This window comes from Limnohabitans sp. INBF003, from assembly GCF_055396645.1.
The window spans coordinates 821077-847540 of record NZ_AP029222.1 but is presented as its reverse complement, the minus strand read 5'-3'; the positions used below and the strand labels follow the sequence as shown (position 1 = coordinate 847540).

Genomic DNA, 26464 nt, shown 5'->3' with positions numbered 1-26464 from the left:
TCAATTGACCTGTCGGTATAGACCCTCTGGCTCAAGCCGTGCGCACCAGCAAAGGGGTTGATCGACATCAAGTTTTGCAGCCAGAAGACATGCGCCAATGGAAGGACCTGAAAAACACGCTGATGCAGCTGCGTTGAAGTGCACGGCGCAATCACCATACTGGCCCCTTTGAACCGAGATGCCCCATACCCCGACGCATGAACCGCCCGAGTGCGTTTTCATCGCCCAGAACCTCACCAAGGTCTATGGCGAAGGCGCTGCTGCGGTCCAGGCTTTGCGCGGCGTCGACCTGCGCATCACGCCCGGTGAGTTTGTGGTCTTGCTGGGGGCGTCGGGCAGCGGCAAATCGACCTTGCTCAACATTCTGGGTGGCTTGGACAGCGCCACAGCAGGAACCGCCCAATGGATCCATCAGGGTGAGACACATGACCTGACCGGTGCCGGCGATGCCGAACTGACCCGTTACCGCCGCGAGCATGTGGGCTTTGTGTTCCAGTTCTACAACCTGATTCCCAGCCTCACAGCACTGGAGAACGTGACGCTGGTCACCGACATTGCACAAGACCCCATGCGCCCGGAAGACGCTTTGGCCTTGGTCGGCCTGACGGACCGCATGAACCACTTCGTGTCACAGCTCTCTGGTGGTGAACAGCAACGCGTGGCCATTGCCCGCGCCATCGCCAAACGGCCTCAGGTGCTGCTGTGCGACGAACCCACGGGTGCGCTCGACTGTGCCACCGGCATCGTGGTGTTGCAGGCCATCGAAAAAGTCAACCGAGAACTGGGCACGACCACCGTGGTCATCACCCACAACGCCCCCATTGCCCACATGGCCGACCGCGTGATGCGCATGGCCGATGGCCGCATCGTGGACATCCAGGTGAACCCCCACAAAGTGGCTGCGGCCACGCTGCGATGGTGATCTGGCCATGACCGCCCTGCACACCAAACTGTGGCGCGACCTGCAACGCTTGTGGGCGCAAGTGCTCACCATCGCTGTCGTGGTGGCCATTGGCGTGGCCGGTTTTGTGGGCATGTTCTCGGTGCACGAATCGCTCAAAGGCTCCCGCGACAGTTTTTACCGAGACAACCACCTGGCCGATGTGTTCATTCACCTCAAAAGAGCGCCGGTGGTCTTGCGCGACCATCTGGCCGCCATCGATGGGGTGGCCGAAGTTCAGCTCAGTGTGGTGATGGACGCGCAAATCGCCCTGCCCGATGCACAAGCCCCCGCCACGGGTCGCTTCATCGGGCTCGACCTGGCACGGGTGCACGCACAACGGCAAGGTCTGAACGCCCTGAGCCTGCGCAGCGGTCGCTGGCCAGAACAAGGGCGCGAGATGGAAGCCGTGGTGAGCGACCGCTTCGCTGTCGCCAGACACCTGAAACCCGGCGACCGCGTGCAGGCCATCCTGAACGGTCGGCTGCAAAACATCCACCTGGTGGGCACAGCCGTGTCGCCCGAATACGTGTTCGCCTCGCGCGGAGGTGCGCCAGATGACCGGACATTTGGCATCTGGTGGGTGGATCAGGAACGCATGACCCAGGTGTTTGACATGCAAGGCGCGTTCAACCAGGCTTCGTTGCGCCTGCTTGATCCCGCTTGGCAGCCAGCGGTGATTGCGCAGACAGACCGCCTGCTGGACGCCTATGGCACCCGGGGTGCGGTGGGGCGCGACAAACAAATCTCGGCACGCATCGTCAGCGACGAACTCTCGCAACTGAAAGTCATGGGCACGGTGCTGCCCTCGATTTTTTTGGCCGTCTCCATGTTCATCCTGAATGTGGTGGTGAGCCGCCAGGTGGCGACGCAACGCAGCCAGATCGCGGCACTCAAGGCCCTGGGTTATGACGACAGCGCGATCGTCCGGCATTACCTGGGCCTGGCCATGGCCATCACCGGACTCGGACTGATCGCTGGCTTGCTGCTCAGCCGGTGGATCGGACTGCTCGTTCTGGACATGTATGACGCCATTTTTCGCTTCAACCAATTGGCCTACAGCACCACGCCCTGGCTGGTTGTGGCAGCTACAGGCGTTGCCCTGACCACCGCCATCCTAGGCACTTGGGGGGCTATCCGCACCGTGGTGCGCCTCAAACCCGCCGTGGCCATGCAAGCCCCGTCGCCCCCGACTTACCAACAAACCCTGATCGAGAGGCTGGGCTTGGGCCGACACGTCAGTGCAGGCACGCTCATGGTGGTGCGCAATTTCGAACGGCGCCCGTGGCGTTCGGTGTTCACCATCACCGGCATGGCCTTGGCGGTCGCGTTGCAAATTTCGGGGGCTTTCTGGCTGGACGCCATTGCACACATCGTGGACATCCAGTTTCGCCAGACCCAACGTGGCGATGTGATGGTGAACTTTCAACGCCCCGTAGACCCTTCGGTGGTGCAAGACCTGAAACGCCTGCCGGGTGTGATCCACGCCGAGCCCTACCGAAGCGAAGCGGTGCGTCTGCACTGGCGCGGCACGGCTGAAGACGGGAGCCTGCTGGGGCTGGTGGGCACCACACGGCTACTCAGGCCTGTGGACGAGCAGCGCGGGCCCATCCGGATCCCGCCTCAAGGCATGGCGGTCTCATGGTTATGGGCCAAAAGACTGGGCTTGCAGGTGGGCGACCAGGTCGAGGTCGAGTTCCGCATGTGGCACCAGGCCCGCGCCACGGTCGAAGTGGTGGAGATCGTGCACACCCTGATGGGCAAGCAGGCCTTCATGGACTTTGCCACCATGAACACCTTGTCGCGCGATGGCTCGGTCGCGAGCGAGGCCTCCTTGCAAGTCGACCCTTTGGCCATGGGTGCATTCTGGCAAGCCGTCAAACAAGCCCCGCTCATCACCGCCGTGTTCGACAAGGCCGCCTCTCTCGCCAGCTTCCAGGAAACCACCTCCAAAAGCATGGGGGTTTTCAGCAGCATTCTCACGCTGTTTGCCGTCGCCATGGCGGTGGGCATCGTCTACAACGCCGCACGTATCAGCCTGTCAGAGCGAGCCTGGGAACTGGCCAGTCTGCGGGTTCTGGGCATGACACGTGCCGAAGTCTCGGTCTTGTTGCTGGGCCAACTGGCGACCGAACTCTTGCTGGCCCTGCCCCTCGGCGCTGCTGCGGGTTGGGGGCTGGCGACGGTCCTGATGCGCTTGATGTCGTCCGACAACATCGACTTTCCCGTCATCATCGCGCCGCCCACCTATGCCTGGGCAGCGCTGATTGTCTTGGCAGCAGGCCTGGTCAGCGCCTTGCTGGTGCGCCGAAAAATTGACCAGCTGGATCTGGTCGCTGTTTTGAAAGTACGCGAATGAACCCGAACACCTCACCTGGTTTTCTGAAACGCTGGGGGCCTTGGGGTCTGGCCGCATTGGGCGTCGCCGCCCTGGCGGTCTGGGCACTGATGCCTCGCCCCTTGGCGGTGGAAGTCGGCACGGTCCGCACCGGGCGCTTTGAGCAAGCCATTGACGAAGACGGTCAATTGCGCGTGAAAAATCGTTATGTCATTTCAGCCCCCATGGCTGCCGAACTGATCCGACCCACGCTCAAAGTCGGCGACAGCGTCCGCGCAGGGGATGTGGTGGCCAGACTGACACCACTGGCCCCCAACATGATTGACGAGCGCAACCGACAGGTGCTGCAACAACGTGTAGGCCGAGACGATGCCGCGCGCATGGCCGCCGCAGCGCAACTGCAACGCCTGCAAACCACTTTGACGCAAACCGAACTGGAAGCGCAACGGGCCCAAAAACTCGCCAGTGACAACTTCATTGCCGCTGCAGCGCTGGACCAGGCTGTGCTGGCCAGCCGCGCAGCAGCGCAGGCCCTGGCTGCAGGGCAAGCCCAACTGCGCGCCGCAGAATTCACACTGGCCGAGTCCCAAGCGGCTTTGGCCAAGTCGCAACCTTCCAGCCTGACGCCACAAAACACCTTGTCCCTCACCAGCCCGGTCGATGGTCAAGTGGTCAAACTCCACCTGAGCAGCAGCGCCCCTGTCATGGCAGGGCAAGCTTTGCTGGAGATCGGCGACATCCGTGACATGGAGGCCGTGGTGGATGTCCTGTCTTCTGACGCACGGCAGATGGCACCGGGGGCCACGGTGCGCATTTCAGCAGGCGTTGGCGCACCGCCCATGTCCGGCCGTGTCACCCGCATTGAACCGGTGGCCTTCACCAAAGTATCGGCACTGGGCATCGAGGAACAGCGGGTCAATGTGATCATCGACATGGACCGCTTGCCAGAAAGCACCCAGCGCTTGGGCGAAGGGTTTCGCATCGACGCGCACATCACGCTGTTCGCACAAGACAATGTGCTGCTCGTGCCCAGTGCCGCACTGGTGCGCGAAGGTGCGGGCTGGCAAGTTCTGGTGGTCCAAAACGGGCGTGCACACGCCAAAAGTGTCACGGTCAAAGAACGCAACGCCGACATGGCCTGGGTGAGCCCTGATCAAGGAACCGGTGTGCAAGCCGGTGATTCGGTGCTGCTCTACCCAGGCACCATCACAGACGGCCAGCGGGTCAAAGTCAATTCCACAGGCAAAAGATGAATAAGCAGAAGATGACCACGCAGAGGCTGCACACAGGCTGCGCGCTCCCCGCGACAAGACGGGAGACAGCGCTCAGCCACCGCCCATAACGCCATCGGCATTGGCATGCACGCTGAGGCTGTAAGGGTGTGCACCGTGCTTCAAGGACTTGAGGCTTCGCGCAGCATCGACCATGGCCCGTGCGGCAAACTGATGCACATCAAACCGGGCTTCCAGCAGCAGTCCCGCATGGTGTCCCGCATCGGCGGTCTCCAGACGTTCCAGCACCAGGCCTTGGCCTTCCTGAGCCGCCAGCGCATTCAAACCGTCCATCTGAAATATCTGAACGGTCTCCCCTGCAAACATTGGGTCCGACTGGATTTGAGCGCACACAAGCTCCCATGACGCCCCTGGTACCAATTCGACATAGACATAGCGCACGGGCCGGTCATCGGGCCCGCTGAACTCCCCCTCCAGCGCCTGCTTCACCCCAGGCAATTGACTCACCCACAGGCTGTGGTGCATCTGAACCCCGGGGTGCCGGTGCGCCACAGTGCGACCGCGCGGTATCAAGACATGAAATGCGCTGTTCATCAGGGGCAGCAGTCCCGGGTTCCAGCCTGCACCGTAAACGGCAGTTGTGCGGTAGCGGTGCGCTTGCTCTTCAAGCCTGCGGTAATGGGCCTGCAAGGCCACCCCCTCAAGACGTGCGCACTCAACCAGCGGGATGCGCGACTGCAACAAATCATGGGTCACAGAGCCCACCTCCAAAGGGGGCACACACACCAGCGCCATGTCGACGACAGGCAAATCACGGATGTGTGTGGCCCGGGTGGTGTGCTGCAAACGGCCCTGTAAAAAACCCGGATAGCCAGGACGCTCCACCACCCCGGCCAAAGTCAGGTTGGGCTCATCCAGCAAAGCCAAGGCACAGGCACGACCGAGTTGACCGGGCCCGACCACCGCCACCTGCCAAGGCTGAGGTGGCTCAGGCATCGTCGTCAAGGTGTTCACTGTCGACGCACACGCTCTTGCTTGATCCCAACGTCAATGGAGCCCACGAGCGTGCTCATTTCCTGCGCGAGTATTTTCAGCACATCGTCCATGGTGACAATGCCCATCAGCTCATCCAGCACCCCCACCACAGGCACGCGGCGCACACCATGCTCACGCATGCTGCGCATCAGGTCCAGCAGGGAGTCGCCTTCATTGACCGTCACCACACGCTCCGTCATGATGTCCTCCAGGCGCAACGGATCAGGGTCGAGCCCGGTGGCGATCACCGCCATCACGATGTCGCGGTCGGTGACCAGGCCACGCACCTGCCGACTGCCGTTCTCGTCATCCACCACCACCAAAGAGCCCACATGGTCTTCGCGCATGAGCTGCGCAGCGGCCACAACACTGGTTTGCTTGTAACCCACGGTGACCTTGCGTTTGCAAATATCGCCTGCTGTCAGTTGTTTGCCCATCACGGCTCCTTAAAAATAAGAAATATCCCTTGACGCTTTTTGGGTGGCCGCAGATGCATCCAGGACATGCTGCCCCCCAGCCCAAGAAACGCAAAGCCATGATGTCCTTTGCTGTGCGGGATGTCGGTGTCACAGCACACGTGCTGACAAGGCCTTGGGTGAGTCAAGAAACAGACACACCGCTGCGCGCACAGCAACATGACACCGTGGTTGTGTACGTCAAAGGTGTGCGTCAAAGCCCTCTCAAGACGCGACCACACATCTTTCTGGTTCATCATCAAGGACACACGCATGAACACCACCCAACCCATTCCACTTCAAGTCGTCTTTCGCAACCTGGAGGCCTCGGAAGCGGTCGAGACCAGGGTGCGCGCCAAAGTCGACAAGCTTGGACATTTCTACCCGAGCATCAACAGCTGCCGCGTGGCGATCGAGCAGCTTCACCGCCACCACACCCAGGGCAACCACTTCCATGTGCGCATTGATTTGAAAGTGCCCGGGCATGAACTGATTGCAGGCCGAGAACCCGACAAGAACCACGCCTACACCGACGTGTACGTAGCACTGCGAGATGCGTTCGATGCCATGCGCCGCCAACTTGAAGACCTGGTGAGGCACCAACAAGGGCATGTCAAACAGCACGAAGAAAGACCGCACGGCCACATCACCGAAATCTCACCCGACAAAACCTTCGGGCGCATTGAATCGGTAGATGGCCGCTGGCTGTACTTTCATCGCAACAGCCTGATTGGCGCAGACCTGGACAAGCTGCAAGTCGGCACGCCCGTGTATTACGTTGAAGACATGGGCGATGAAGGCCCACAAGCCAGCAGCGTGTACCCGGTCGGAAAACACCACATTCTGGTGTGAGGAATGGGGGCAAGCCCCCACGGGAACAGCGATGCCTCACCTGGGCCGCAGCCCAAGTGAGGGGCATCAGGCGATCTTGAGCAGATGGCTTTGGCCGTTGGGCTTTTTCGGCAAAGTCAACTGCAACACGCCGTTTTCGTATTTGGCAGAAGCCGCAGATTGGTCCACGCTCTCATCGAGTGTGAAGCTGCGTGCCACGCTTCCGTAATAGCGCTCACTGCGGATGACCTTGGAGCCTTCTTTTTCCTCTTTTTCCTTTTTCACTTCGGCGCTCAAGGACACCTGATTGCCCTCCACAGACACTTTGATGTCTTCTTTCTTGACACCTGGGATTTCGGCTTTGACAAAGAAATTTTTGTCATCTTCTGTCAAGTCCAGCCGCATTTGAGGCTCGCCCTCCATGAGTCGGTACATAGGGCGCATCGCAAACCCTTTGAAAAAGTCTTCATTGAAAGGGTCGCGCAATTCGCTGAAAGGGTTGAATCGTGTGAGGTTGCTCATGGTGATCTCCATCCATCAAAAAAATGTGCGGCATGGGCGCCGCCTGACAAAAATGGGCGTGGTGGAATTACGCATCGCCCCGAGGGCCAGTCTTAAAAAGTCCCCGGTCCTCACTGTCGTTTTTTCTGTATCCAAGGTCTGTTGATCAAGTCACAAAACAACGCCTTTCACGACTTTGCAACACCGAGTCCAGCATCGACCAACAGATGCTCTCCAGTGAGGAAAATGGTTTTCGCAGATGCGCGAGTCATTCACTGGAAGTTGGAGAAGATGAGATATGGGCGTGCAGAACCGCTCTTCGGACCAGGTTGGGCCGGAAAATGGTCAGGCCCTTGAGGCCATCACGCCAGGCTTTTAAAAAAAGTGCCCCCACCTCATCGGCGCTGGTGCTGGCAGGCAAATTCAGCGTCTTCGATATGGCGCCATCCACATAGGGCTGCACCGCTGCCACCATCGCGATGTGGTCTGCGGGCCGGATCTGCAAAGCGGTGACAAAAGCAGCCGGCAAGTGCACGGCAGAACGGCCCAGACTTTGGCAATGGTATTGGTAGATACGCCAGGCATGGTCTTGCGCCTCATACCGATGCCGATGCCCATCGGGGGCATGCAAGTCACGGGTGAAGGACCAGTCAAAAACAGGCTCGATGCCGGTGGACGTGATGTCCGCAAAGGCCAGACTCACACTGCCTGTGGGGGCAATGGACAGCAGATGGCTGTTGCGCAGACCATGCTTGCGTATCGATGCGCGCAATGCTAGCGACAAGCGACTGGCAAAGGTGCCTGGGGCCAGGCACACGTCGGCATCAAACAAAGGGTAAGCCCCCCTTTCCTTGGCCAAGGCCACCGAAGCGGCGTAAGCGCTGTCTCGCATCGTCTGGGCCATGTTTCTGGCCATCTTGCGTCCTTGCGGCGAGTCGTAACGCAACCCCAGCATCACCAGCGCATCGCCCAAACCGGTCCAGCCAATGCCAATACGGCGCTTGGCACGTGCTTCCTGGGCCTGCTGCGCCAAGGGCCAAGCCGCGATGTCCAGCACATTGTCCAATGCACGCACCTGCCCGCGCACCGCATGCGCGAAAGCAGTCATGTCGAACACCGCCGGGCCGCCCACACCAAACGCGTGGCGGACAAACCGGGGCAATATGAGCGGACCCAGCACACAGCCGCCGTAAGACGGCAGGGGCTGCTCACCGCAAGGGTTGGTGGCCTCCAGCGTTTCAAGGGCTCGAAGGTTGTTGTCACGGTCGATGGTGTCTAAAAACAGCAAGCCGGGCTCGGCGCTGTGGTGGGCTGCATGGGTCATGGCCGCCCACAGCGACCGGGCTGGCAGGCTTTGGTACACCCACTGGCCATCGCCTCTGACATAAGGCGCAGAGGCCTGAATGGGCGCGGCGCTCAGATCGCGTGGTGAAACCCGGTGCACCAGCTCCCACACCTGATCTTGCTCCACCGCCTGCATGAATGCATCGGTAATGCCCACCGACACGTTGAAAAAGGACCAACGCCCGGGCGTTTGTTTGGCCGCAATAAAAGCCAGCACATCGGGGTGATCGCAGCGCAACACGGCCATCTGTGCACCGCGACGGGCACCCGTGGTTTGCAAAGCGACGCAGGCCTTGTCAAACGCGTCGATGAAGCGACAAGGTCCGGACGCACTCAAGCCCATGCCATTGATGCGTGCACCCTGGGGACGGATGCGCGAAAAATCGTAGCCCACGCCACCCCCACGGCGCAAGGTTTCCGCCGCTTGCGCCATCGCATCGTGAATGCTGGGATAACCGGCGGCATCGCACCCGCCCAGACAATCGCCCACCGGCTGCACAAAACAGTTCGCCAAAGTCACCGGCATGCCCGTGCCTGCACCGGCCATGATGCGCCCCGCGCCAATGGCACCTGCGGCCAACTGCTGGCGAAAAACCGCCTCCATGTGGAGCCGGTTTGCAGACGGTTCGACCGAGGCCATGGCCTTGGCCACACGGTCAAAAACGTCGCCCACACCCACCTCTCCCGGCTGAAGGTATTTATGGCGCAGAACCGCCAGACTCAGGGCTTGGGGGGCAAGCCATGAGGCCAGCGATGGCACCACAGTGTGCTCGGATGTCAGGGCTGGAGGTGTCATTGCACCCATTGCAACGCAAGCCGCCCTGCATGGCATTACTTGAAAAAAGGTAGGCAGCGCGCCAATGCCCATTTGGTTGCGCTAACGCAAGAAAGCCAAGGGGGCGGGTATTCAGCATCGGTATTTTGCAAAGCACCGTGCAAACAACTTTGCCACTCGACTGCTCAAGGAAGGAGACCTGATGAAAGCCAAGCACCTGATTTTTCACGACGATGCGCGAGACAAAATTCGCCGAAGTGTTGATGCTTTGGCCGAAGCCGTGAAAGTGGCGACGAGCCCATGAGTCGACTCCCCACCGCAGGCAACAAGCTGAGCCGCAGGCAAAGCTGGACCTTGGCCTACGTCATCGTCGCAACGCTTTTGCTGTTCTGGCTGCAAGGCGTCTTGCAAGGCAGCGCCGCCACCGAGACCGTGCCTTACAGCCAGTTTGAGCAAGCGCTGGCCGATGGCCGCATCACCGAAGTGGCCATATCGGACCAAACCCTGGTCGGGCGCCTGAAGGAACCCGTGGGCAACAAGACACGCTGGCTGACCGTCAGGGTCGAGCCAGATCTGGCTGCACGCCTGGAGGCCTACAAAGTCCCCTACACCCGTGTGATCGACAGCACCTGGCTGCGCGATGTGATGTCCTGGATATTGCCGTCTCTGGTATTTTTTGGCCTGTGGTTTTTCCTGATCCGACGCGTGGTCAACCAGCAAGGGGCTGGCAGTTTTCTGAACATTGGCAAAAGCAGGGTCAAGGTCTACGTGCTGCGGCACACCGGCGTCAACTTTGCCGATGTCGCCGGGGTAGACGAAGCCAAGCAGGAGCTGGTGGAAGTGGTTGACTTTTTGAAGCACCCCGAAGACTACGGTCGCTTGGGCGCACACATTCCCAAAGGGGTATTGCTGGTGGGCCCGCCCGGCACAGGCAAGACACTGCTCGCCAAAGCGGTGGCTGGCGAAGCAGGTGTGCCCTTTTTCTCCATGTCGGGCAGTGAGTTTGTCGAACTGTTTGTGGGCGTGGGGGCGGCACGGGTGCGCGACCTGTTTGAACAAGCGAGGCTGACTGCACCGGCCATCATCTTCATCGACGAACTGGACGCGCTGGGCCGAGCCCGAGGCGCTTTTCCAGGCATCGGCGGGCACGATGAAAAGGAACAAACCCTCAACCAGCTGCTGGCTGAAATGGACGGCTTTGACACCTCGTCAGGGGTGATCATTCTGGCCGCCACCAACCGTCCCGAAATACTCGACCCGGCGCTGTTGCGGGCCGGCCGATTTGATCGGCAGGTGCTGGTGGACAAACCCGACAAAAAGGGCCGACTCGACATCCTGAACGTCCACGCCCGCAAAGTCAGATTGAGTCCGCAACTGTCGCTCGAGGCTGTAGCGGCCATCACGCCGGGCTTCACTGGCGCCGACCTGGCCAATCTGGTGAACGAAGCGGCGATTGTGGCCACCCGCCGCAAAGCCGACAGCGTGACGCTGACCGATTTCACCGCTGCGGTCGAACGCATCGTGGCAGGCCTTGAAAAGCGCAACCGCGTGCTCAACCCCCAAGAACGCCTGGCCGTGGCCCACCACGAAATAGGGCATGTGCTGGTGGCCTTGGCTGTGCCCGACAGCGACACGGTGCACAAGGTATCGATCGTGGCACGCGGCATTGGCTCGCTGGGTTACACCATCCAGCGGCCCACCGAAGACCGCTATTTGATGACGCAAGCCGAATTGCAACGCAAGATTTGCGTGCTGCTGGCGGGACGTGCCGCAGAAAAGTTGATGCTGGGCCATGTCTCGACAGGTGCGGCGGACGACCTGGCCAAAGCCACGCAAATTGCCCGCGAAATGGTCATGCGCTACGGCATGGACGAAGAACTGGGCTGCGTGAGCCATGACAGTAACCGCACGGCATCTTTTGGCTTGGGCGAGAATTTTTTCAACCCAACTCCCAACCCGGTGTCAGAAGCCACGCAACAAAAGATGGACGCCGCCATTGCCGGGCTGCTGGCCCACAACCTGCAACGGGCCACACAGATACTGAGCCACAACCGTGCACTGCTGCAGCGTTGCTCGCAAGAGCTGCTCAAGATGGAAACTTTGGATGCCGAGGCTTTGAAAATACTGACCACAGGGCTTCAGAAAGAACCCTCAGCAGATTGAATATCTTTGGAAAATGCAGTGTCGGCCTTAATAAAGGTGGGACGTTTTCGCGGGCATGTGTAGCACCTGTCTGTAGCACTGCGTGAAAATGTGTTTTTGAAGCTCTAATAAAAAAACCGCTGTAAATCATAGACTTACAACGGTTTTTCATTTTTTGGCGGAGTGGACGGGACCCAACCAAGAACCTTCTACAGGCCGCATGAATGCTCGATTTGTTAGCATTTCACTCTATCTTCACTCTACGCCCTGAGTTGCTACCAATGGTAGCAGCGGGCGCTGAGCACGGACCCGCACTATAAACGATCGGACCAGCCCTACGCACCCCTCACCACAAGCTGCGAATCAGGTACCCCGAAATCGTAAGTCCTTGGCAATGCTGGCTCTGGCGCACCACGCTTATGTAAGTCAGCGCCTAGACCCAAGCCGTTGATGTATCTAACCAGCTTGCCAAGGGTGCAGTTCTCAGGATTTGACTCCGCATCCCTAATGAATGACATGCTGACGCCGCAAACAGCCGCCGCTGCCTGACGTGACAGCTTTTGACGCTTGCGCTCTGCCCGCAACAATAACGCCAGTTCAGCCAGCGTCTGTTCAGTGACCTTCATGATTTGCTCCCATAGGGGCAAATCATAGTCGCCACAGCTAAATCCTTCTTCGATTGTCCTCATGAGAGCACTTTAGAGGTCATGAAGCAATACATGTCTGCGAGGAGACTCTTCTATCAAATTATTCCATCAAAGGAATAATTCATGTAGTATCAAATGACGTCATGTGATTGGACATTCCGGTCATCATGGCCGGCACGATGGGATCACAGCACCGGCATCCGTTGTGAACGCAGCACGCCTTCAAGCACAACCGGCTGCAACATGCCCTCGCAGACCAAAACTAACAAAATAAAACCTAACCGATTGGGTTTCCTATAGAATGACCACTGTGCATCGATTCAATGGCTACAGAGTAGTCATCTGGCTGAACGACCACCGCCCTGCACATGTCCATGTGATTGGGAAAGGCGGAGAAGCCGTCTTCAAGCTTCACTGCCCTGAGGGACCTCCAGAGCTAAGGGAAGTCTATGGATTGAGCACGAAACAGGTCAAGGACATCCTCGAAAAACTGACCGAGTTGCTAAGCGAACTATGCGAGGGCTGGAGCGAGATACATGGACAATTTTGAAAAAGCATTTGAGGCTGCCAAGCGTCGTGGTGCTGAGCGCTCGGCCAAGTATCCAGCCGCCATCGAGGCCAAGTACGACCGCCGGATTGGTCGTGTGTATGTGGTTCTCAAAACAGGTCTCGCCATCGCCTTCAATCCTCATGAAGTGCAGGGTCTGGAGCATGCTAAGCCAGCGGCTATGAGCGAAATTGCGATTTCGCCCTCTGGCCATGGCCTGCATTTCCCGCGACTCGATGTTGACATCTATCTGCCAAGCTTGATTGAAGGACACTTTGGATCAAAGGCATGGATGGCCAAACGACTTGGCGAACTCGGCGGCAAAGCCAGAACTGAAGCGAAAGCTAACGCCGCCCGCACGAATGGCGCCAAGGGAGGCCGTCCCAAAAAGGCGCCTAAAACCGAAAAAGAGCTTGAGACAGCCTAGTCAGTCATGGGGCGACTTCATCCCTGCCTTTTCGATGCCAGTGCGGCTAACCAACTAAGAGGAAGCCCTGATCGATGACGAAGAAGTTTGCCACTTTGCGGGCCAAGATGACGCCTGAATCTCGAGTACGCGCCAATGAAGAAGCAAACGCAATGCTGGCAGAGATGCCCCTGCATGAGTTGCGTCAGGCGCGTGGTCTATCGCAAAAAATGCTGGCCGAGGTGCTGCAAATCCAGCAGCCGGCTGTGGCTAAGCTCGAAAAACGAACTGACATGTACCTGTCCACCCTTCGCAGCCACATCGAGGCGATGGGTGGTGAGCTTGAGGTTGTTGCACGGTTTCCTGATGGTGCCGTGAAGATCAGCAACTTTTCTGACCTTGAACCTCAACTGATTCCCGGAAGAACTGCTTTCAGGCCCGCTGGCTAGCTACAAGAAGCCTGAAGAGCCGGACGGCGAGAACGGCTTGCTCATTCAGCTTGACCCGGCCGCTAGACCGCTGCCAGGAGCTGGGGCATGTCTGGAAAGCGCTCAAGCATCCTGATGAGCAAGCTCGCCGTGCATTGGGCTTGGATCTACCCTGCTCCCAATTTTGCGAGGTGTTGGTGTTTATGCGCAGTCGCTACGCAAACACCGGCTGCGGCAGCTTCAGTCTCTTACGAACTGCCTTGACCTCATCAGCGGTTATTGGATGTTGCATAAATGGCACCAACCAACCTTATTAAAATTTTCATGAAAACATTTTGTTTTCTGTGTTAAAGTTCAATCACTTGGGCACTTGCATAAACGCCATCAAACACAGGCAGTCAATGCTTGGATTGCGGTGTCTGGCATCAGATTGACCCAAGCCGTCTTGTGTTCTTACTCTGAGTATTGAGGTCTGCTGTCACATCATCGCAACAACAAATGCAAGAAAGGTCATACCAATGAATCACTTCCCCGAACTTCGCGAAGGAACTCCTATTTACATGGGCGAATTCATGGCACTGCTGGAGCTTCCAGGCTGGTCGCATAAAACGGAGCTTGTGGAAATAATCCCCACGCATGTCGACCAACAAGCTGAGCACTCCAACCGCGCTGTCACGGCCAAAGTCGTAGTGAAGTCCAAAAATCCTGACATCAAATGCCACAAGCAGGATGGAACAACCGACTGTTTTACGATCCAGGCCGCATTCACTGTAGTGACTGATGGATTCAAAGCACTGTCATGCGAACCATCCGATCACGAAGGAGGCTTGGTGTTTAACCTCGATCTGGATGTGAGTCTGGATCGGCAAATTTATGCCCCACTTGACTTTGGAGCTGGCCACCGGATGCAGAACATCGACAAGTTCTTCCCGCGCTTGTTTCTAACACCTAATCTGTGTAGCCTTCGGAACTCATGTGAGTAACTCGAAGTAAGTGGGAAAGTCTCGAATATCGCGGGAAAATCTCGAAGTTCGTGGGAAAAAATCCCTCTCAAAGCTCGTGATCAGATTGGCAGCTGACGGCCAAAAGCGGACGATGCTGTTGTTGTATCAATCTGTGATTTAGGCTGGTTGTAGTCACTCGCGGTAAGTGGACGTCATAGTTGCGGCGATTACTACCGGTCATTTAAGCGGGAGGAGCTACGAGGACCGTTGTAATTGAAATACCGGTCACTCGACATGCCGCGTATGCGATCCGTGCTTATGCGAACATGATCGGGCGGTCTGGTGCTGGCTGTACAGACACCCCGCTGTCATGGAGTCAGTCGCCATCACTATCTTTTACAGTCCCGTCTCACCAAATCCGTAACCGCTGCTCCTCCCACAGCGCAGGCGGGTCCACCGCAAGATCAAACAGCGTCAGGTGATCCGGCAGCGTATCCTCCAAAATCGCCTCGACGATGTCCGGTGCCAGCGTAGTCAAATTCACCATCCGGCTGACGTAGCTGTTGTCGACTCCCTCCAGCGCTACATTTTCAGTCAGGTTTTTCAACTTGCCGTACTCCAGCATTGCCAACCACCGGTGGCCCCTGGCCAGCGCCAGTTCCAGCGGTGTGGCCGCCACGTCCCACGGCCGCAGCAGTTTCCCCGGTCGCCTTGATTGCTCATTGGGCAGTCTCATTTGTTTGCGCCCGCTGCGGCGGTTGTTATGAATCGGTACAGCGCGATCCGGCCCTCTCTTGTTCACGCAAAAGGCGTTATTCAGGGCCGACTAAGTAGTTCAGTCGCTTGCCTCATCCTTGCTTGAAGCCCTGGAAAAACAAGCCTGAATCGAGTCCACTCCTGGTCTGAAGTAACCGAGATCGCCCCGCCATGGGCCTCGACGATGGCTTTGGTAATCGACAGCCCCAAGCCTGCCCCGTCAGAAGCTGGGTGCCTGCGTGCTGAGTCTGCGCGATAGAAGCGCTCGAAGACTCTCTGCTGGACATCCAATGGAATCTCCTTGCCCGTGTTTTTGACAGTGACTTCAATTCCACGCGACGAACTTTCGATTCTGACGCCCACGACACCGCCGACTGGTGCATGCCTGAGCGCATTGGATAGGAGGTTGCTCAAGGCACGTCTGAACATCAAACGATCGCCATAGATTCGCCCATCACCTTCCACGCTCATCAAGATGCGTTTTTCGTCCGCAACGGCTTCATAAAATTCAACGAGTTCGCGAGCTCCTTGTGCTGCCGAGAAGGACTCCTTATGGGGCAGGTCTACCCCCCGCTCTGTCTTGGCGAGGAATAGCATGTCTGATACCACCCGAGCCAAACGCTGCAATTCCTCTGCGTTGGACGCCAGCGTATCTTGGTATGTCTTAAGGTCGCGTTGGGTGGACAGCGTCACCTGTGTTTGGGTGAGGAGATTGCTGATGGGTGTGCGAAGTTCATGTGCCAAATCCGCCGCAAAATCAGCAAGCTGTTTGAAGTCGTTCTGCAGGCGACCCAACATCTCATTGAGTTCCCTTGCCAAATCTGCCATTTCAATCGGGACGGCATCCTCGGGCATGCGCTCTTGCAACTGTTGGCCTGTCACTGCAGCGGCGCGACGTTTCATTGCGCGCAGCGGAGACATGCCTTGATGAGCCGCGAACCAAGCCAAGAATCCGCTTAGAAGAATGGCCAGCACAGCATAGATCGCAATGCTGCGCCGGAGCTCCCTCATGAATTCTTGGTGGTGCTGCGTATCGACGGCGAGTGATATTTGGAGCGGCCCGGCCATTCCCTGAACCATGCCAGCAGTAAAGCTCATCTCATGGAACTCGCGACCGCCACTCCTCCAAGACTGAAGCCCGTGGCCGTCGTCATTCGTGATGAATGATGCTTGCGTAGTCGGGCCGCTGTATCCGTTGGTCTGGTACAACTTTTCACCCTGCGGTCCTTTGACCAGAGCGTAAAGGCCGTGGTGATGGCTCAATGCTTCGTTCAGGCGACTGCGAGCTTCTTCATGGGATCGAGAACTGGCCAGAATGCCCTCGATCAGGTGCTTTTTATCATCCAAGGCGGCGCTATCGAGGTCGACGAAGTGCCTATCAGCCTCTACCATGAAAAGAAGCGCCAAGCCCAGGATGACCGAACTGGCCAGCGCTATAAAAAAGATGGTGAGGCGGGATGTCAGTGACAGCCTGCGAAACATCTAGCGACCCTCCGGCGCTTCGAGCACGTAGCCCATGCCGCGTACAGTTTGGATCAGCTTGAACTGGTGATCATCATCGATCTTGACGCGCAGACGCCTCATGGCCACCTCGATGACGTTAGTGTCGCTGTCGAAGTTCATGTCCCAAACCTTAGAGGCGATCAGCGACCTGGGCAGGACTTCTCCCTGCCTACGCATCAGCAGTTCTAGCAATCCAAACTCCTTGGCGGTGAGATTAAGGCGCTTGCCGTCTCGGGTGACGCGGCGGCGTAGCAGATCAAGTTGGAGGTCTGCCACCTGCAAGATCGTGGATTCGGTGCCACTACGACCGCGGCGCACAATGGTGCGAACTCGGGCCAAGAGCTCGGCAAAGGAAAACGGCTTGACGAGGTAATCGTCGGCGCCTAATTCAAGCCCCTTCACGCGATCTTCCACCTGATCGCGGGCGGTGAGAAACATGGCTGGCACTTGTAGGCCTTCATGACGTATCGCCTGCAGGACCTCCCAACCGTTCATGCCCGGCATCATCACATCCAGGATCGCGAGATCGTAGTTACCGCCAAGAGCTAGGTGAAGGCCGTCGGGCCCATTTCTGGCCAAGTCCACAACGAAACCGGCCTCGATCAGTCCCTGGCGCAGATATGCCCCGGTCTTGGGCTCATCTTCCACAATCAAAATTTTCATTGGCAACTGACCCTCTATGGCAGACCTGAGTATGACGACTTCCATTTGTTGCGATGGCAAGATGACAAATATGTAATCTTTTCGACATCGTGCTGACGACTTGGTATTTTAATAATTCCCCCTATCTATGTTACCGATCACATTGAGGAAACCATGCTCGTCAGACGTTCACTATTATTCGCACAGACATGTCTCGCCCTGAGTTGTGCCATGTTAGCTGGTGTAGCCGCGGCCCAAGCCACCAGCGAGCCCGTGAAAAATCTTTCGGTGGTGGAAGTTGAGTACAAGTCTGCACTTAGTGACTTCCGCCCCTATAACGACCAGGCCATTCAGTCATGGGTCAAAGCCAACGACTTGGTAGGTCGTATTGGAGGCTGGCGCAGCTATGCCAAGGAGGTCGCGACAGGTGAGGCCCTGAAGGACGCCTCTGACGTGCCTGATACGCAATCTGGTCATCATGGGGGAGTCAAGCCATGAAGCGCATCCCAAGCACCTCGCTAGGGAAACTGGCGCTATCCGCGATCGCCTTGGCCACGCTTGCCGGTTGCGCCACTGTTAGCCTCGAACAAAACGTTGCCCGGGTGAACGAGGAGGCCAAGAGTTTTGCCGAAGGGCAGATTTCTCTCGCGCGGACTGCCGATGAGCGCGAACAGCGTGCGCAGGCGGCCCAGAAGCTGCTTCAAAACATTCTGGGTCAGCGCGAGGCGGTCCAGCTGGCGCTCGTCAACAGCCCATCGCTCCAGGCGTTGCTGGCTCAAGGTTGGGCGGAGTCCGCAGATGCGGCACAAGTGGGCAGGATTGCAAACCCGGTCTTCTCCCTGGAACGCATGGTGGCCGGTGATGCGCTGGAGTTAAACCGTGCGCTTTCCTTTGGTCTGCTCGATATTCTGACCCTCCCTAGTCGCCAGGGAATCGCCAACCGTCGCATCGAAGTGGCCCATCTGCGACTGTCGAGTGATGTGGTCGACCAGGTCACCCGCGTGCGCCAGGCATGGGTCCGCGCCGTGGCTGCCCAACAGACGCTTCAGTATGCCAAGCAGGTGTATGAAAGCGCTGCAGCGAGTGCCGAACTGGCTCGCAGGATGCAGGCCATAGGCAACTTCAATCGCCTCACACGGGCTCGTGAGCAGGCCTTCTATGCGGACGCAGGGACCCGATTGGCAACAGCAACTCACCAAGTAACTGCTGCCCGCGAAGAGTTCGTACGCGTACTCGGTCTGGATGCCCAACAGGCCCAGATGCTCAAACTGCCGGACCGCTTGCCTGAACTACCCAAACAGGCGCTCGATCCGCAGGGCGTTGCGACGTTTGCTACGCGTAACCGCCTCGACATCCGTCTTGCCCAAAGCACACTGGATGCTTCCGCCAGAGCCCAGGGTTTGAACATGGTCACCAGCATCACCGACATTGAACTGAGGGCCATGCGCAACACCAGCACGAACAGCGTGGCGGGTGAGCGCAGCGTAGCGCGAGGGTATGAAATCGCGGTACGCCTGCCCATCTTTGATTGGGGGGGCATGCAGCGCGATGCCATGAACGCACGCACCTTGGCCGCAGCCAATCAGCTTGAGGCGACCGTCCGCTCGGCGGGTTCAAGCTTGCGAGAAAGCTACTCCTCCTATCGCACGGCTTATGACATTGCACGGCACAACCGGGACGAGGTGATACCGCTTCGTAAGGTGATCTCAGAAGAGAACCAACTGCGCTACAACGGAATGATCATCGGCATCTTCGAGTTGCTGGCGGACTCACGTGATCAGGTCTCTACGGTCATGGCTGCGATCGGAGCCGAGCAGCAGTTTTGGCTAGCGGATGCCGCGCTACAAGCCTCACTGGTCGGGCGACCGATGAACACTCCGCTGGCAGCCATGCCCAGTGCGCCAGCCGGTGGCGCTGCGCCTCATTGAATGAAAGATACAACGATGACTTCCAGAAGAGACTTTTTTAAGTACGCCGGGATTGCTGGTGGTGCCGTGGCCGCCAGCGCGGTCAGCCGCGTGGCGATGGCCGCTCTGCCTGAGCCTGTAATACAGACCAGCCCTAACACCATGGCGCCGCTTGTCCCCAACAGCGGACGCGCCTACAACCCGGTGGTGACGCTGAATGGATGGACTTTGCCATGGCGCATGAATCAAGGCGTCAAGGAATTTCACCTGGTCGCCGAACCAGTAGTGCGGGAAATGGCCCCTGGCTTTAAAGCCCATCTCTGGGGCTACAACGGCCAGAGCCCGGGGCCCACGATTGAAGTGGTCGAGGGCGATCGCGTGCGGATCTTCGTGACCAACAAGCTGCCAGAGCATACCTCCATTCACTGGCACGGGCAGCGCCTGCCCAACGGCATGGACGGTGTGGCCGGACTGAACCAGCCGGCTATTCCCTCCGGCAAGACGTTTGTTTACGAGTTCGTCGCGCGCCGGCCTGGCACCTTCATGTACCACCCGCATGCTGATGAGATGACACAGATGGCCATGGGCATGATGGGCTTTTGGGTGACCCATCCTAAGGTCAAGAATGATCTGATTGATGAGGTCCAGCGAGACTTCTGCTTCCTACTCAACGCCTATGACATCGATCCGGGCAGCTACACCCCCAAGATCATGACAATGCTGGACTTCAACCTGTGGAGCTGGAATAGCCGGATATTTCCAGGCATTGACAGCCTCAATGTTCGCCTGAACGACAAGGTGCGTATTCGCATTGGCAATCTGACGATGACGAACCACCCCATACATTTGCACGGCCATGAGTTCCTCGTCACTGGTACGGACGGTGGCCCGACACCCAAGAGCACCCGCTGGCATGAAGTGACGACCGATGTGGCCGTCGGTCAGATGCGACAGATCGAGTTTCTGGCAGATGAGGAAGGGGACTGGGCCTTCCACTGTCACAAAAGCCATCACACCATGAACGCCATGGGCCATAACGTTCCGACATTGATTGGTGTGGATCACCGTGGCATCGCCAAGAAGATCAATAACCTGATTCCAGACTACATGGTCATGGGTGAGCGTGGTATGGCCGACATGACTGAGATGGAAATGCCCATCCCTGACAACACCGCTGCGATGATGACTGGCCAAGGCCCCTTCGGATCGGTCGAAATGGGTGGCATGTTCAGCGTTCTGAAGGTCCGCCGTAATCAAAAGCCGGGGGACTACAAGGACCCGGGTTGGTACAAGCATCCCGAAGGCACGGTAGCCCATGAGTACACCGGGCCGTTGACTGAACCAGCGCGCTTCAAGGCGGAGGGTGGGCAGTCCATGCCTCGCGCCCAGATGCCCGCCAAGACGACCGAAGTCAAGGTGCGCAAGCCCTCATCACATAGCAATCACTGAATTTTTTTTCCGGAGTTAACGAATGAAACCCAAGTACATCACTTCTCGCCAAATCTTTGTTTTGGTTGCTCTGACCCTGTCAGCGTCGGCTTTTGCGGCTGGAAAGCACGCCGGTGGGCATGGCCATGCTGACGAGGAAACCGCAATTGGCAAACCAGGTGTTGCCTCCAAGGTAACGCAGACCATCAATGTCGATATGACGGATAACATGCGTTACACACCCTCATCTATTCAGGTCAAGCAAGGAGAGACGGTCCGCTTTGTTGTCAAGAATCAAGGAAAGGTCAAGCACGAATTGAGTCTGGGCACCCAGAAGGAATTGCTCGAGCATCTGGAGCAGATGAAAAAATTCCCAGATATGGAACATGACGAACCTGGCAAAGTGACACTATCTCCAGGACAGCAAGGCGAAATTGTTTGGCAATTCACGAAGACTGGAACCGTAAATTTTGCCTGCTTGATGCCAGGCCACTACGAAGCTGGGATGAAGGGCGCGATCAAGGTTGGCAAGAAGTAATTTCATTACAGGATAGGGCTGCTGAAATGACTGACAAAAACAGTTCAAAAAATTCAACGAGGCGGTTGCTATTGTTGGGAATAGCTTCAATGTGCTCGTCCTCAATTGCTATTGCAGCCAGCCCAAACGCTATAGCTATACAAGTCTGGAAAGACCCTAACTGTGGCTGTTGTAAAGACTGGATTATTCATTTAGAAAAGAATAATTTTTCTTTGAAAGTAAACGATCAAGGTAATAACGCAGCGCGGGCTCGACTGGGTATGCCTCAAAAGTTCGCTTCATGTCATACAGCTCTGGTCGGTGGATATGTGATTGAGGGGCATGTGCCAGCCGAAGACATTCAACGTTTACTCAAAGAAAAACCACAAGCGTTAGGTCTTGCCGTTCCGGGGATGCCTATCGGATCTCCTGGAATGGACGGTCCTGTCTACGGCGCAAGGCGTGACGCGTATCAAGTCTTGCTAATCCAAAAAGACGGATCATCAAAAGTTTTTAACTCTTACTCATGAGGAAAATATGAAAAATATTCAAACGAAAATTGCAATTGCACTATTGACCATTGGTGCGGCTCTTCCCTTAAGCAGTTTTTCCCAAGCTGTCATGGATCACAGCAAGATGAACATGTCTCAAATGACGCCGTCTTTAACCGACGGAGAGGTCAAGAAAATTGATCTCGAAACTGGCAAGGTCACGATCAAACACGGCGAAATCAAACATATGGATATGCCGGGAATGACAATGGTATTTACTGCTAAAGATAAGAGTTTATTGACCAACATCAAGCCAGGCGAAAAAATTAAGTTTATGGTGATCAATGAAGGTGGCAAGATGATCGTCACTGACATCCAGCTAGTTCAGTAAGAAAACGTCGCTGCATCGAAAATGTGCAGGGCTCCCTGTTCATTGGGCGTCATAGCCTGTTGTGCAAATTGGCCCATGCATCAATGGATCCTATCCGTCAGCACTGGATAGGATGTGTGGTAGCGGTCATTGGCCTATGACCGAACTGACCGGCTGCCGAGCCTGATGGTTAAAGATCGACCGACCGCTACTGGCAGAAAGCCCACAAATGACTGCGGGACACGACCGGCAGCAACCGCTACAAACAAGTCAACGTCTTAAAAGATGTGACCGGCTGCAATGGGTCGGGAGCGCCTGCCCAAGTGATGTGGAAGCGGTCGTTGATGCGTAGCCAGCACGGTCGCGGAATCCCTATGGCCGCAGTACCTCGGACAGCAGCCGATCGGGGCGGAGCTGCTTACCTTACTCAACAGCCGCTTCGAGGCAGTCAGCATGACTACGTCTCGCAGCACCCACCGGCAGCAGTCGCTGCATCACCGACCTGCGACCTGGTAGCCTGAATGTCGCTTCAGGGTCGGGAATGCCACTTCGCCTCATGCGAAACCGGTCATTCATCTATGGCTTGGTGCCATCCGCTGGCGAGTACCCGATCTTGATGGTGAAGCGGTCGCTCGCTTGGTCGATCACTGAATGACCGCTGGTGACCCTCGCTATCGCTCATCATCGCCGTCCCCAAGTGACTCCGTTCAGCCTTTACAGGACATGAGCCACAAACGCTCCTACCCCAACACCCATCACGCTTACCCCGCCTGCATGGGCTGTGCGTGGAGCTGGATGCCCAGCGCCGCCGTGACTTTCAGGATCGTGGCAAAGCTGGGGTTGCCCTCCCCTGACAACGCCTTGTAGAGGCTGTCCCTGCCCAGGCCCGTACGCGCGAAAGTTGCGACATGCCCTTGGCCCGGGCAATGGTGCCCAGGGCCTTGGCAGCATCATCCCCTGCCTCTTGCAGGCAGGCCTCCATATAGAGCGCCATGTCCTCTTCGGTCTTGAGGTGTTGGGCGCTGTCCCATTTCCGCAGTTTGAGTGCAGTCATCGGTTACCCCTTCAGTTGGCGCATAGATCGTTTTTATGGCGCTCTGTATCCATTGAGATACATTGCTGTCCATGCCGCCAAGCGGTGAAGCGGGTTCAACCCGCCATCGCCGCCACCGGCATCTGCAGCAGCGTGCTGGCCGGCGCCAGCGCCATGCGGTGGTGGGCGTCGGCGCGGGGCAGCAGGCGTTCAAAGTAGAACTGCGCGGTTTGCAGCTTGGCTTGGTAGAACGCCGCTGACTCTGGCCCCTGGCCGCTGTGCAGGGCCTGCTCGGCGCGCTGGGCCATCAGCGCCCAGTGGTAGGCCATCATCACGTAGCCGCAATACATCAGGTAGTCCACCGACGACGCGCCCACTTGCTCCGGGTCGGCCTTGGCCTTGAGCATGAGGCGCAGGGTGAGCGTATTCCATTGCACGGCGCGGCGCGCCAGGGCGCGGGCCATGCGGCCACGCAAGCCCCCAGCCAGCAGGCCCGGCCGGGCCAGCACCCACATCTGGGCGGTGAAGTCGCGCACGCACTGGCCGCGCGTTTGCAGCAGCACCTTGCGCCCCAGCAGGTCCAGCGCCTGGATGCCGGTGGTGCCTTCGTACAGCGTGGCAATGCGGGCATCGCGCGCGATCTGCTCCATGCCATGCTCGCGGATGTAACCGTGCCCGCCGTACACCTGCATGCCCAGGTTGGCGGCTTCCAGGCCCATTTCGGTCAAAAAGCCCTTGAGGATGGGGGTGAAGAAACCCAGTTCGCCGTCGTGGCGCTTGTAGCCGGCCTGGTCGCCGGCCCAGGCAGCGGCAAACATCTTGTCGGCCAGTTGCGCGGCGCCGTAGATCATGGCGCGGCCACCTTCGGCGATGGCTTTTTGGGTGAGCAGCATGCGCCGCACGTCGGGGTGCCAGACGATGGCGTCGGCCACCTGCTCGGGCTCCTTTTTGCCCGAGAGCGCGCGCATGGAACGGCGCTCGCAGGCATAGGCCAGCGCGCCCTGGTAAGCCAGCTCGGCATGGGCCACGCCCTGGATGGCGGTGCCGATGCGCGCGGTGTTCATGAAGGTGAACATGGCCTCCAGCCCCTTGTTCGGTTCACCGATCAGGGTGCCGATGGCGCCGTCGAAATTGAGCACCGCCGTGGCACTGGCGCTGATGCCCATCTTGTGCTCGATCGAGCCGCAGTGCACCGCGTTGCGCGTGCCTAAAGCACCACCCTCGCCCACCAGAAACTTGGGCACGATGAACAGCGAAATGCCGCGCGTGCCGGCGGGCGCCTCGGGCAGGCGCGCCAGCACGATGTGCACGATGTTGTCGGTCAAGTCGTGCTCGCCGCTGGAGATGAAGATCTTGGTGCCGGTGATGGCGTAGCTGCCGTCGCCCAGCGGTTTGGCCTGGGTCTTGACCTGCGCCAGGTCAGAGCCGCACTGCGGCTCGGTCAGGCACATGGTGCCGCCCCACTCGCCCGCCACCAGCTTGGGCAGGTACTGCTGGCGCATGGCCTCGGTGCCGTACTGCAAGATGGTGTTGATGCAGCCGATGCTCAGACCGGGGTACATGCTGAAGGCCCAGTTGGCCGTGCCCATCATCTCGCTCTTGAGCAGGTTGAGCGACACGGGCAGGCCCTGCCCGCCGTAAGCCGTGGGGAACGACAGGCCCTGCCAGCCGCCCTCGACGAACTGCGCATACGCCGCTTTGAAGCCCTTGGGCGTGGTGACCTCGCCCGCCTGAAAGTGGCAGCCCTCTTCGCCGCCCGAGACGTAGAGCGGCGCCAGCACCTCTTCGCAGTAGGTGGCGGCGGCCTCCAAAATGGCGTCCACCACCTCGGGCGAGGCGTCTTCGCCGCTGCCCAGCGCGCGGTAGTGCGCCGGGTAGTCGAACACCTCGTTCATCACAAAGCGCATGTCGCGCAGCGGGGCTTTGTAGTTCAACATGCTCATTTCTCCAGAATGGCCACGACGCCCTGGCCGCCAGCGGCGCAGATGGAAATCAAACCGCGCCCGCTGCCTTTTTGCGCGAGCAGCTTGGCCAGCGTGGCCACAATGCGCCCGCCGGTGGCGGCAAACGGGTGACCGGCGGCGAGCGAGCTGCCGTTCACATTGAGTTTGCTGCGGTCAATGGCACCCAGCGGCTGCGCCAGGCCGAGCTTGTCGCGGCAAAACGCCGGGTCTTCCCACGCCTGCAGGGTGCACAGCACCTGGGCGGCAAAGGCTTCGTGGATTTCATAAAAGTCGAAGTCCTGCAGCGTCAGCCCAGCGCGCGCCAGCATGCGCGGCACGGCGTAGGCGGGGGCCATCAGCAGGCCTTCTTTCTTGGCCGGGTCGGGGTTGAAAAAGTCCACCGCCGCCACCTCGCTGAACGTGAGGTAGGCCAGCACCGGCAGACCACGCTCGGCCGCCCAGGCTTCGCTGGCCAGCAGCACGGCCGAGGCGCCATCGGTCAGCGGTGTGGCGTTGCCTGCCGTCAGCGTGCCCTGGCCGGGCGCCACCTTGCGGTCGAAAACCGGCTTGAGCTTGGCCAGCTGTTCAGCGTTCAGGCCCTGGCGCAGGTTGTTGTCCTGCTTCACGCCCAGGAAGGGCGTCATCAGGTCGACAAAGAAACCTTCGCCATAGGCGCGCGCCAGGTTGTGGTGGCTTTGCAGGGCCAGGGCATCTTGCGCTTCGCGCGTGATGCCCCATTCGCGGGCCATGAGTTCGGCGTGTTCGCCCATCGACAGGCCGGTACGCGGCTCGCCGTTGCGCGGCAGCTCGGGCTGGAAGAACTGCCCCGGGCGGATGCGCAGCGCCCGCTGCAGGCGCTGCCAGGGGCTGCGCGCGCGCGAAACATCGAGCAGGGTGCGGCGCAGTTGGTCATTGACGGCGATGGGCGCGTCCGAGGTGGTGTCCACCCCGCCGGCCACGCCGCATTCGATCTGGCCCACCGCAATTTTGTGCGCCACCAGCATGGCGGCCTCCAGCCCGGTGCCGCAGGCCTGCTGCAGGTCGAAGGCCGGGGTCTCGGGCGAGAGCGTGGTGGAGAGCACGGCTTCGCGCACCAGGTTGAAGTCGCGCGAATGCTTCATCACCGCGCCTGCGGCCACGTCGCCCAGGCGCTGGCCATGCAGGTTGAAGCGGTCCACCAGGCCTTGCAGCGTGGCCGTGAGCATATCGAGGTTGGAGGCGCGGCTGTAGGCGGTGTTGGAGCGCGCAAACGGGATGCGGTTGCCACCCACGATGGCGACGCGACGGAGGGTGCTGTTGGGGGTCATGG

General features: G+C 58.6%; 25 protein-coding genes and 1 pseudogene. 15 read left to right on the top strand and 11 right to left on the bottom strand.

Annotated features, from left to right (window positions below; translation table 11 throughout):
- Window positions 1-178: 178 nt before the first annotated feature.
- Genes ACZ5VE_RS04060 through ACZ5VE_RS04050 form a run of 3 tightly spaced genes read left to right on the top strand, consistent with a single transcriptional unit; the run spans window position 179 to window position 4531 of the window.
- Window positions 179-922: an ABC transporter ATP-binding protein gene (locus ACZ5VE_RS04060; RefSeq protein WP_464456770.1), complete on the top strand. Its 744-nt coding sequence runs from the start codon at window positions 179-181 to the stop codon at window positions 920-922.
- A 7-nt stretch (window positions 923-929) separates the two neighbouring features.
- A complete protein-coding gene (locus ACZ5VE_RS04055) occupies window positions 930-3299 on the top strand; it encodes an ABC transporter permease (protein ID WP_464456769.1) in 2370 nt (789 codons plus the stop codon).
- Entirely contained in the window at window positions 3296-4531 is a 1236-nt protein-coding gene (locus tag ACZ5VE_RS04050) for an efflux RND transporter periplasmic adaptor subunit (RefSeq protein WP_464456768.1), read from the top strand. Before ACZ5VE_RS04055 ends, ACZ5VE_RS04050 begins: the two co-directional genes overlap by 4 nt.
- A 72-nt stretch (window positions 4532-4603) precedes the next feature.
- Here the strand turns inward: ACZ5VE_RS04050 and ACZ5VE_RS04045 are convergent, their stop codons facing one another.
- Together ACZ5VE_RS04045 and ACZ5VE_RS04040 are read right to left on the bottom strand one after the other, a co-directional pair.
- The gene (locus tag ACZ5VE_RS04045; RefSeq protein WP_464456767.1) at window positions 4604-5506 is read right to left on the bottom strand and encodes a hypothetical protein; all 903 of its coding nucleotides are present in this window, start codon (window positions 5504-5506) and stop codon (window positions 4604-4606) included.
- Window positions 5507-5520: 14 nt separating this feature from the next.
- Window positions 5521-5982, bottom strand: a complete 462-nt coding sequence (locus ACZ5VE_RS04040) for a CBS domain-containing protein (protein ID WP_464456766.1) — start codon at window positions 5980-5982, stop codon at window positions 5521-5523.
- Between the two features lie 291 nt (window positions 5983-6273).
- Between ACZ5VE_RS04040 and ACZ5VE_RS04035 the strand changes: the two genes are divergently transcribed.
- On the top strand, window positions 6274-6852 hold the full coding sequence (locus tag ACZ5VE_RS04035) for an HPF/RaiA family ribosome-associated protein (RefSeq protein ID WP_464456765.1): 579 nt from the start codon (window positions 6274-6276) through the stop codon (window positions 6850-6852).
- 66 nt (window positions 6853-6918) lie between these two features.
- Here ACZ5VE_RS04035 and ACZ5VE_RS04030 read toward each other — a convergent pair whose 3' ends face one another.
- The gene (locus tag ACZ5VE_RS04030) at window positions 6919-7353 is read right to left on the bottom strand and encodes an Hsp20/alpha crystallin family protein (RefSeq protein ID WP_464456764.1); all 435 of its coding nucleotides are present in this window, start codon (window positions 7351-7353) and stop codon (window positions 6919-6921) included.
- 247 nt (window positions 7354-7600) lie between these two features.
- Window positions 7601-9472 carry an adenosylcobalamin-dependent ribonucleoside-diphosphate reductase gene (locus ACZ5VE_RS04025; RefSeq protein ID WP_464456763.1) on the bottom strand — a complete coding sequence of 624 codons (1872 nt, stop codon included), beginning with the start codon at window positions 9470-9472 and terminating at the stop codon, window positions 7601-7603.
- A 279-nt stretch (window positions 9473-9751) separates the two neighbouring features.
- Between ACZ5VE_RS04025 and ftsH the strand changes: the two genes are divergently transcribed.
- Window positions 9752-11614, top strand: coding sequence for an ATP-dependent zinc metalloprotease FtsH (ftsH, locus tag ACZ5VE_RS04020; RefSeq protein ID WP_464456762.1), 1863 nt, complete (start codon window positions 9752-9754; stop codon window positions 11612-11614).
- A gap of 314 nt (window positions 11615-11928) precedes the next feature.
- Here ftsH and ACZ5VE_RS04015 read toward each other — a convergent pair whose 3' ends face one another.
- Entirely contained in the window at window positions 11929-12282 is a 354-nt protein-coding gene (locus ACZ5VE_RS04015; protein WP_464456761.1) for a helix-turn-helix domain-containing protein, read from the bottom strand.
- Window positions 12283-12541: 259 nt separating this feature from the next.
- On the opposite strand from ACZ5VE_RS04015, the gene ACZ5VE_RS04010 reads away from it, so the two are divergent.
- The 4 genes from ACZ5VE_RS04010 (at window position 12542) to ACZ5VE_RS03995 (ending at window position 14604) form a co-directional block, all read left to right on the top strand.
- Window positions 12542-12790 (top strand): DUF4160 domain-containing protein, encoded by a 249-nt coding sequence (locus ACZ5VE_RS04010; protein WP_464456760.1) that lies wholly within the window; start codon window positions 12542-12544, stop codon window positions 12788-12790.
- A complete protein-coding gene (locus tag ACZ5VE_RS04005; protein ID WP_464456759.1) occupies window positions 12777-13214 on the top strand; it encodes a DUF2442 domain-containing protein in 438 nt (145 codons plus the stop codon). Before ACZ5VE_RS04010 ends, ACZ5VE_RS04005 begins: the two co-directional genes overlap by 14 nt.
- Window positions 13215-13288: 74 nt before the next feature.
- On the top strand, window positions 13289-13642 hold the full coding sequence (locus tag ACZ5VE_RS04000) for an XRE family transcriptional regulator (protein ID WP_464456758.1): 354 nt from the start codon (window positions 13289-13291) through the stop codon (window positions 13640-13642).
- Window positions 13643-14139: 497 nt separating this feature from the next.
- Window positions 14140-14604 (top strand): hypothetical protein, encoded by a 465-nt coding sequence (locus tag ACZ5VE_RS03995; protein WP_464456757.1) that lies wholly within the window; start codon window positions 14140-14142, stop codon window positions 14602-14604.
- Between the two features lie 370 nt (window positions 14605-14974).
- On the opposite strand, the gene ACZ5VE_RS03990 is transcribed toward ACZ5VE_RS03995, so the two are convergent.
- The 3 genes from ACZ5VE_RS03990 to ACZ5VE_RS03980 all read right to left on the bottom strand — a co-directional run bounded on the left by ACZ5VE_RS03990 (window position 14975) and on the right by ACZ5VE_RS03980 (window position 17487).
- Window positions 14975-15301, bottom strand: a complete 327-nt coding sequence (locus ACZ5VE_RS03990; protein ID WP_194944739.1) for a LacI family transcriptional regulator — start codon at window positions 15299-15301, stop codon at window positions 14975-14977.
- Between the two features lie 80 nt (window positions 15302-15381).
- Entirely contained in the window at window positions 15382-16803 is a 1422-nt protein-coding gene (locus tag ACZ5VE_RS03985) for a heavy metal sensor histidine kinase (protein WP_315235358.1), read from the bottom strand.
- Window positions 16804-17487 (bottom strand): heavy metal response regulator transcription factor, encoded by a 684-nt coding sequence (locus ACZ5VE_RS03980; RefSeq protein WP_464457432.1) that lies wholly within the window; start codon window positions 17485-17487, stop codon window positions 16804-16806.
- 210 nt (window positions 17488-17697) lie between these two features.
- Here ACZ5VE_RS03980 and ACZ5VE_RS03975 point away from each other — a divergent pair, with 210 nt between their 5' ends.
- The 6 genes from ACZ5VE_RS03975 to ACZ5VE_RS03950 are packed head-to-tail and all read left to right on the top strand — an operon-like array spanning window position 17698 to window position 22200.
- Window positions 17698-17964 (top strand): hypothetical protein, encoded by a 267-nt coding sequence (locus ACZ5VE_RS03975; protein WP_228769235.1) that lies wholly within the window; start codon window positions 17698-17700, stop codon window positions 17962-17964.
- Window positions 17961-19394: a TolC family protein gene (locus tag ACZ5VE_RS03970; RefSeq protein WP_090142668.1), complete on the top strand. Its 1434-nt coding sequence runs from the start codon at window positions 17961-17963 to the stop codon at window positions 19392-19394. The genes ACZ5VE_RS03975 and ACZ5VE_RS03970 overlap by 4 nt, the downstream gene beginning before the upstream one ends.
- Before the next feature lie 15 nt (window positions 19395-19409).
- Window positions 19410-20822, top strand: a complete 1413-nt coding sequence (locus tag ACZ5VE_RS03965; RefSeq protein ID WP_089958022.1) for a multicopper oxidase family protein — start codon at window positions 19410-19412, stop codon at window positions 20820-20822.
- 22 nt (window positions 20823-20844) lie between these two features.
- Window positions 20845-21339 carry a cupredoxin domain-containing protein gene (locus tag ACZ5VE_RS03960; protein ID WP_100117898.1) on the top strand — a complete coding sequence of 165 codons (495 nt, stop codon included), beginning with the start codon at window positions 20845-20847 and terminating at the stop codon, window positions 21337-21339.
- Window positions 21340-21365: 26 nt separating this feature from the next.
- A complete protein-coding gene (locus tag ACZ5VE_RS03955) occupies window positions 21366-21848 on the top strand; it encodes a DUF411 domain-containing protein (RefSeq protein WP_089957688.1) in 483 nt (160 codons plus the stop codon).
- A gap of 7 nt (window positions 21849-21855) precedes the next feature.
- Complete coding sequence (locus ACZ5VE_RS03950; RefSeq protein WP_464452907.1) at window positions 21856-22200, top strand: copper-binding protein; 345 nt, start codon at window positions 21856-21858, stop codon at window positions 22198-22200.
- Window positions 22201-22940: 740 nt separating this feature from the next.
- Here ACZ5VE_RS03950 and ACZ5VE_RS03945 read toward each other — a convergent pair.
- The 3 genes and pseudogenes from ACZ5VE_RS03945 to ACZ5VE_RS03935 form a co-directional block, all read right to left on the bottom strand.
- Window positions 22941-23233: pseudogene (locus ACZ5VE_RS03945) on the bottom strand (addiction module antidote protein).
- A gap of 95 nt (window positions 23234-23328) precedes the next feature.
- Window positions 23329-25149, bottom strand: coding sequence for an acyl-CoA dehydrogenase C-terminal domain-containing protein (locus ACZ5VE_RS03940; RefSeq protein ID WP_108326952.1), 1821 nt, complete (start codon window positions 25147-25149; stop codon window positions 23329-23331).
- 2 nt (window positions 25150-25151) lie between these two features.
- Window positions 25152-26462: an acetyl-CoA C-acetyltransferase gene (locus ACZ5VE_RS03935; protein WP_104801860.1), complete on the bottom strand. Its 1311-nt coding sequence runs from the start codon at window positions 26460-26462 to the stop codon at window positions 25152-25154.
- Between the last annotated feature and the right edge of the window lie 2 nt (window positions 26463-26464).

Excerpts from the sequence above, each read along its gene's own strand:
- ACZ5VE_RS04060 (WP_464456770.1), top strand. The coding sequence starts at position 179 with ATGCCCCATACCCCGACGCATGAACCGCCCGAGTGCGTTTTCATCGCC.
- ACZ5VE_RS04055 (WP_464456769.1), top strand. The coding sequence starts at position 930 with ATGACCGCCCTGCACACCAAACTGTGGCGCGACCTGCAACGCTTGTGG.
- ACZ5VE_RS04050 (WP_464456768.1), top strand. The coding sequence starts at position 3,296 with ATGAACCCGAACACCTCACCTGGTTTTCTGAAACGCTGGGGGCCTTGG.
- ACZ5VE_RS04045 (WP_464456767.1), bottom strand. The coding sequence starts at position 5,506 with ATGCCTGAGCCACCTCAGCCTTGGCAGGTGGCGGTGGTCGGGCCCGGT.
- ACZ5VE_RS04040 (WP_464456766.1), bottom strand. The coding sequence starts at position 5,982 with ATGGGCAAACAACTGACAGCAGGCGATATTTGCAAACGCAAGGTCACC.
- ACZ5VE_RS04035 (WP_464456765.1), top strand. The coding sequence starts at position 6,274 with ATGAACACCACCCAACCCATTCCACTTCAAGTCGTCTTTCGCAACCTG.
- ACZ5VE_RS04030 (WP_464456764.1), bottom strand. The coding sequence starts at position 7,353 with ATGAGCAACCTCACACGATTCAACCCTTTCAGCGAATTGCGCGACCCT.
- ACZ5VE_RS04025 (WP_464456763.1), bottom strand. The coding sequence starts at position 9,472 with ATGACACCTCCAGCCCTGACATCCGAGCACACTGTGGTGCCATCGCTG.
- ftsH (WP_464456762.1), top strand. The coding sequence starts at position 9,752 with ATGAGTCGACTCCCCACCGCAGGCAACAAGCTGAGCCGCAGGCAAAGC.
- ACZ5VE_RS04015 (WP_464456761.1), bottom strand. The coding sequence starts at position 12,282 with ATGAGGACAATCGAAGAAGGATTTAGCTGTGGCGACTATGATTTGCCC.
- ACZ5VE_RS04010 (WP_464456760.1), top strand. The coding sequence starts at position 12,542 with ATGACCACTGTGCATCGATTCAATGGCTACAGAGTAGTCATCTGGCTG.
- ACZ5VE_RS04005 (WP_464456759.1), top strand. The coding sequence starts at position 12,777 with ATGGACAATTTTGAAAAAGCATTTGAGGCTGCCAAGCGTCGTGGTGCT.
- ACZ5VE_RS04000 (WP_464456758.1), top strand. The coding sequence starts at position 13,289 with ATGACGAAGAAGTTTGCCACTTTGCGGGCCAAGATGACGCCTGAATCT.
- ACZ5VE_RS03995 (WP_464456757.1), top strand. The coding sequence starts at position 14,140 with ATGAATCACTTCCCCGAACTTCGCGAAGGAACTCCTATTTACATGGGC.
- ACZ5VE_RS03990 (WP_194944739.1), bottom strand. The coding sequence starts at position 15,301 with ATGAGACTGCCCAATGAGCAATCAAGGCGACCGGGGAAACTGCTGCGG.
- ACZ5VE_RS03985 (WP_315235358.1), bottom strand. The coding sequence starts at position 16,803 with ATGTTTCGCAGGCTGTCACTGACATCCCGCCTCACCATCTTTTTTATA.
- ACZ5VE_RS03980 (WP_464457432.1), bottom strand. The coding sequence starts at position 17,487 with ATGAAAATTTTGATTGTGGAAGATGAGCCCAAGACCGGGGCATATCTG.
- ACZ5VE_RS03975 (WP_228769235.1), top strand. The coding sequence starts at position 17,698 with ATGTTAGCTGGTGTAGCCGCGGCCCAAGCCACCAGCGAGCCCGTGAAA.
- ACZ5VE_RS03970 (WP_090142668.1), top strand. The coding sequence starts at position 17,961 with ATGAAGCGCATCCCAAGCACCTCGCTAGGGAAACTGGCGCTATCCGCG.
- ACZ5VE_RS03965 (WP_089958022.1), top strand. The coding sequence starts at position 19,410 with ATGACTTCCAGAAGAGACTTTTTTAAGTACGCCGGGATTGCTGGTGGT.
- ACZ5VE_RS03960 (WP_100117898.1), top strand. The coding sequence starts at position 20,845 with ATGAAACCCAAGTACATCACTTCTCGCCAAATCTTTGTTTTGGTTGCT.
- ACZ5VE_RS03955 (WP_089957688.1), top strand. The coding sequence starts at position 21,366 with ATGACTGACAAAAACAGTTCAAAAAATTCAACGAGGCGGTTGCTATTG.
- ACZ5VE_RS03950 (WP_464452907.1), top strand. The coding sequence starts at position 21,856 with ATGAAAAATATTCAAACGAAAATTGCAATTGCACTATTGACCATTGGT.
- ACZ5VE_RS03940 (WP_108326952.1), bottom strand. The coding sequence starts at position 25,149 with ATGTTGAACTACAAAGCCCCGCTGCGCGACATGCGCTTTGTGATGAAC.
- ACZ5VE_RS03935 (WP_104801860.1), bottom strand. The coding sequence starts at position 26,462 with ATGACCCCCAACAGCACCCTCCGTCGCGTCGCCATCGTGGGTGGCAAC.